This window comes from Bacteroides sp. An269, from assembly GCF_002159755.1.
Lineage (GTDB): Bacteria > Bacteroidota > Bacteroidia > Bacteroidales > Bacteroidaceae > Phocaeicola > Phocaeicola intestinalis.
Window position 1 is genome coordinate 1 of the sequence record NZ_NFJG01000168.1, and the last position, 5,853, is coordinate 5,853.

A 5,853-nucleotide genomic window follows, 5' to 3' on the forward strand; every position below is an offset into this window, starting at 1 on the left:
GACACCTTTCCCTCTCGGTTCAGTTCAATCAGCGCCTTATACATGCCCAATGGGGAAGAGCCCGTAGGCAAGCCCAATACAAAAGGACGTTCGGAAGATGGCTGGAACTCGTTTATCCGTTTTGCCACATAGTTGGCAGCCCATTCAGAAAGAGACCGGTAATCAGATTCGATAATAACTCTCATAGTTTTTCCAGATTTAATTAATATATTTGTAACAAGAATCCACTTTGCATGTTAAATCACTGCAAAGATATTGGGAATTATGAATAAAACAATCATTATACAAAGTAATTATCGATTGTTTTTTTTAATTTTTAATTAACCGGCTTTCCATTTTTAAAAACACCGCTTATGAAAGAACAGCTATTAGCAGACATCCAAAAAGATTCGAAAAGTGCTATTATGAAAAAGCATATCATTACCTATTTAATATATAATGAAAATTCGACCATTACCGACCTAGCCAAAGACATGGACTTAAGCATTCCTACTGTAACAAAAGTAATAGACGAAATGCATGAACAAGGCTACATTGATGAATATGGGAAATTGGAAACGAGCGGTGGAAGACATCCAATTCTTTATGGACTAAACCCTGATTCGGCCTATTTTATCGGCGTATCCATAACGTGGAACAGCCTGCATATCGGTCTCATCAACTTCAAAGGTGATTTACTGAAACTACAAATGGGTATCCATATCGAACGGCAAGACACAATGGCATGCATTGACAAAATCTGCCGACACATTGAAACCTTTATCGATGGACTCAGCATCAGTAAAGAGCGGATTATACACATCAATGTAGCTCTGTGCGGACGGGTGAATCCAGAACTGGGATACAGTCACAGTTTCTTCAACTTCGGCGAACGCCCTTTAGCAGAAATATTGACAGAACGTATACGCATCGAAGTTTCTATCGAGAACGATAGCCGCGCCATGTTGTATGGCGAATATATCAAAGGAGCTCTAAAAGGTTCGCGCAATGCTCTTTTTATCAATATAGACTGGGGACTGGGCATGGGTATTCTGATAGACGGGAAATTATACAAAGGCAAGTCTGGGTTCTCGGGCGAATTCGGCCACACCTATGGGTATGACAACCAGATTATCTGCCATTGCGGCAAAAAGGGATGCCTGGAAACTGAAAATTCCTGTTCGGCTCTCTACCGCAAATTCATCGAACACCTGAAAGCAGGCGAGACTTCGATTGTCCTGTCTGAAAAGTCCATCGAAGACATTACCTTGGATGATATATTCAATGCCATAGGCAAAGAAGACTTACTTGCCATTGAACTGGTAGAAGAAATCGGACAACAACTGGGGGTGCATATCGGTAACCTTATCAATATTTTCAATCCTGATACAGTTATCATTGGAGGGGAAATGTCGAATGCAGGCGAATTTCTGTTACAGCCCATCATTACCACCGTACGAAAATACACACTTAGCCTGATGAGCCGCGATTCAGAAATCATTTTGTCAAAACTGAAAAGCCAGGCAGGTATCATAGGCTCATGTCTATTATCGAGAAGCCGGATGTTTGAAGCCTGACCCAAATACAAAAGAGGATGCACTCCAAAAAGAGAACATCCTCTATAAATTTTAAAACCGACGATTTATCGATTATCCTTGGTGGATTGCTTCAGAAGGACATACATCTGCGCAAGTACCGCATTCTGTACACATATCCGGGTTGATAGAATATTTGTCACCTTCAGAAATTGCGCCAACCGGGCATTCATCGATACAAGTACCGCAAGCGATACAATCGTCACTAATTACGTAAGCCATTGTTGTAAAAGTTAAAAGTTATTATTAGTACTAATTTGATAATGCAAAGGTAACTTTTTTATGTGAAGTTGTAACGTCTACATAGCAATATTTGATTAATTTGTACATAGTCTAAATAGAATCACCGCTTTATAGACTGATACATTGCTTGTTGCATACGTGTACGTATATTCAGCTTAGTCAGATTCTTATGATTGAATGCACGCGGATAAGTGCGGTTGCTCAAGAAAACAAAGACCAAATCGTTTTCCGGATCTGCCCAAGCACAAGTACCAGTAAAGCCTGTATGCCCAAAAACCCCTTGCGGAGCTTCAGCCGCACACGGGCTATGCTCTGGATGCCCGGTATCAGGCTTGTCGAACCCCAGTCCTCTCCTGCTCTCTTCCGACTGTAAGGTAATGAATAAGTCGCATGTAGCCCTACTCAGGTAACGATGCCCTCCATACACTCCCCGATCCAACAGCATTTGAAAGACAGCTCCTACATCATGTGCCGTCGAAAAAAGTCCGGCATTACCTGAAACTCCTCCCATGAAAGCTGCAATCTCATCATTTACATACCCTTGCAGTTCTGTTCTACGCAAAAAGTCTTCAGCCGCAGTAGGCACAATCTGCGATTTATCAAACCGATGCAAAGGATTGTATGCCGTATGCACCAAACCCATCGGCTTATAGAATACACTATCCAAATACACATCCAATGCAACGCCTGCAACAGATTCCACTAACTCTTTCAGCAACATAAAGTTCAAACAACTATACCGGTAAGAATGTCCTTTCAAAGGTATATCTGCCAATTGCCGGTTTATCTCTTTCCGAAAATCAGCATTCAAATACAAGCTGTCGGACAAAGGCAACACATACTTCCCTGTGCGTACAGAAGAAACCCATTCTTTTTTATAAACGAACCCGGTACAGGCATACAGGTTTTCATCTACTTGCAACGTGTGATACCGGTCATACTTTTTACGAAACAAACCTCCTTTACATGACTTCGAATCAATAGCTTCCTTATAGAAAGCCCAGTAAGCAGGCAAACCAGATTCGTGAAACAACAAATCCTGGACAGTAATACGCGATTTCCGTGTATCTTCCAACATTGGCAAATACTGACTCACCCGATCGGTCAACCCGAATTTACCTTCGTCATACAATTTCATTACAGCCAACAATGTACCGGTCACTTTACTCAAAGAAGCCAAATCATATAAATCATTTTCTTTCACCTTGCGCGAACCATCGTAGGTAAATGTTCCGAAGCATTTATTATAGACAGGATATCCATCCTTCAATATCAGCACATGACATCCGGGATAAGCCTGCGCATCAATCCCTTCCTGGGCTATTGTATCAATACGTGCCAATATACGCGAATCCATACCAAAATCTTCAGGTGTATACAAATAGGGGCAATCAGGGTCTATTGTTATGCCTACACCTGCTTGACACCAGCCGGGAATGCCTACCGACAAACGTCCTGTCACCTTGTCTCTGCCTGTCATGACCTTTGCTACATAACGTTGAACTGCTTCTGTTCCGACATGTGCCTGAACAACGGCCGAAGCATGCTGCAAGACAGGAAGCATAGTCTTCAAATCCTCCTGAGGAACAAAAGAAACGACCACCAGTGGTTTATCGGCTGCCAATTCCTGAAGAAACGGCACATAAGATTCATAATCTTTCTGATGCAATGCTACGATAACCTGCTGTGCCGTGCGAAGCCGCTTACGAATGGACTGCAACGAATCCACACGTGCATGTACCCAATTGATTGTTATCGATTCCTGCAATCCGTTGTAAAAAGGATAAGAATCGACTATCGAAGGAGAAATGCTCAACAAGACATTACCTGACAAAGCCAATTCCAACGGAAGCATTTCCAGCGAGTCCTTCAGTACTGTAACAGCTGCTTTATCCAATGCCAGCAGCAAGCTGTCTGTTTCAGGAATGCGTATACGAGACTTCAAATCTTTTTCATCCACCACCGGGCGCTGACTTAGACCCAATGCATATTTAAAGGTAAGTACCTTCCGGCATTTCTCGGTAATCACCTCTTCGGTAAGCAGGCCTTTCTTTATAGCATTCATTACTCCAGTCATTTCCCGCTTTAAATTACGTGGAGCCAACAACAAATCGTTTCCGGCCAAAAGTGCCTGTGCACACACATCGTCCGCCTGACGGATACCTCGCATTTCGAGCGCATCGGTAAAGACTAGTCCGGAGAAATGAAACTCATCCTGCAACATAGTGGTTATAATATCGGAAGAAATAGAAGCCGGCTTCTCCTCCAATTCAGGAACTTGCAGATGCCCGACCATCATACCACTTACTCCCGCATCTATCGCCCTACGAAATGGATACAACTCAATAGAATCCATACGGGCACGGTCAAAAGGAAGCACTGGCAATGCCTTATGCGAATCGACATCCGTATCACCATGTCCGGGAAAATGCTTGCAGACAGCCAACACACCTCCATCTTCCAAACCGCGTGCATAAGCAATAACTTTCCGTGCCACTTCTTTGGGGTTACTCCCGAAAGAACGGGTATTGATGACTGGATTTCCCGGATTATTATCCACATCCGCCACAGGAGCGAAATTAACCTGCACCCCTATTTCACGCAACTGACGTGCCACCTCTCTCCCATAACGATAAATCAACGAATCATCCTGAACACATCCCAATATCCGGTTTTTGGGAAATTCGGGCGTATCTTTCAGACGCATAGCCAATCCCCATTCACCATCAAAAGTAATCAGCAAAGGGATCCGGCTCCATTGCTGTGCCAAGTTAGTCAATTGCACCTGCTGGTCTATCCGCCCCTTGGCAAACAACAATCCACCTAATCCATATTCCTCAATCGCTTTCCGTATCTGGGCTTTGTTGCGCGGAGCTGTAACAGGATCTACCGTATGGATAAACAGCTGTCCGATTTTCTGTTTCAATGTCATCTCCGACAACCGGCTTTCCACCCATCTGCGGCACGCTGCCGTATCTTTCACCTGGCTCAATACCGAAGGCATCGTGTGAGCCTCTACCCAGACAGACAACAACAAGCATATATATAAAACGACCGCCTTTCTCATCTCAGTTCTTTTGCAAAGTCAACACCATTTTTCCTATAAAAGCGGCATGCTTTCCCATTTGTTGCAAAGGCACTTCCACGCCATCCAGATTCTTATAATATTCAGGTTTCTCAAAATAAGAATGCGAATGTCCGCCCAATACTACATCGATATTGCACGTATTCTCTATCAGTTCCACATCCGAATAAGGCTCTCCTTTCCAACCCAAATGAGAAAGACAAATCACCAAATCACACTTCTCCTGCATTTTCAGCAGGTCAGCAATCCGTTGTGCTTCAGAGACAGGATCCTCAAACTTCACGTCACCATACGATGCTTTTGCCACCAAACCTTCCAGTTGCGCGCCCAACCCGAACACTCCAATCTTAATACCATCCCGATGCAACACAACATACTCTTTCACCAAACCTTCCAGCACCGTACCCGTCACATCATAATTGGCACATACAATGGGAAACTCTGCCAACCTGAACAAACGCGCCATATTCTCCAAACCGAAATCGAACTCATGGTTCCCGATAGTACCAGCATCATAACGCATCTCGTTCATCATGCTGATTTCCACTTCTCCCTTATATATATTATAATAAGGTGTACCTTGCGAGAAATCCCCACAATCGAAAAGCAACAAATCAGGATGGATTTCACGCTGCTGGCTGATAAAAGTAGCACGTCGCACCATACCGGCTTTCCCTGCCAGCAAGGTATCCTGGTAATTTTCAGGAAAAGGCTCAATACGACTATGCATGTCATTGGTATGAAATAAATAAATCTCCTTGGTTGACTGGGCTGCTGCTGTAACCACAAGCAAACATACCCATAAAGAAATAAGACACAATTTTTTCATTGCTTAATCTGTATTATTCAAGTTTCGCAAGTTAATAGATAACCTTCTTCTTGGGATATAAAAGAGGCACAGGGATTTCCGCATATCGCAGAAAATGAGTAATTTTATAGTTGCAAATCAAA

General features: G+C 43.3%; 4 protein-coding genes and 1 pseudogene. 1 reads left to right on the forward strand and 4 read right to left on the reverse strand.

Features of this window, described 5'->3' with window-relative positions; genetic code table 11:
- Positions 1-185, reverse strand: a pseudogene (nagB, locus tag B5F71_RS18350) (glucosamine-6-phosphate deaminase); the annotation flags it as partial.
- 168 nt (positions 186-353) lie between these two features.
- Between nagB and B5F71_RS18355 the strand changes: the two are divergent.
- A complete protein-coding gene (locus B5F71_RS18355) occupies positions 354-1,556 on the forward strand; it encodes an ROK family transcriptional regulator (protein ID WP_087213234.1) in 1,203 nt (400 codons plus the stop codon).
- A gap of 72 nt (positions 1,557-1,628) precedes the next feature.
- Here the strand turns inward: B5F71_RS18355 and B5F71_RS18360 are convergent, their stop codons facing one another.
- The 3 genes from B5F71_RS18360 to B5F71_RS18370 form a co-directional block, all read right to left on the reverse strand.
- The gene (locus B5F71_RS18360; protein ID WP_013618916.1) at positions 1,629-1,796 is read right to left on the reverse strand and encodes a 4Fe-4S binding protein; all 168 of its coding nucleotides are present in this window, start codon (positions 1,794-1,796) and stop codon (positions 1,629-1,631) included.
- Positions 1,797-1,917: 121 nt separating this feature from the next.
- A complete protein-coding gene (locus B5F71_RS18365; protein WP_087213237.1) occupies positions 1,918-4,884 on the reverse strand; it encodes a glycoside hydrolase family 3 N-terminal domain-containing protein in 2,967 nt (988 codons plus the stop codon).
- A 1-nt stretch (position 4,885) separates the two neighbouring features.
- On the reverse strand, positions 4,886-5,731 hold the full coding sequence (locus tag B5F71_RS18370) for a metallophosphatase (RefSeq protein ID WP_022040244.1): 846 nt from the start codon (positions 5,729-5,731) through the stop codon (positions 4,886-4,888).
- Positions 5,732-5,853: the final 122 nt, after the last annotated feature.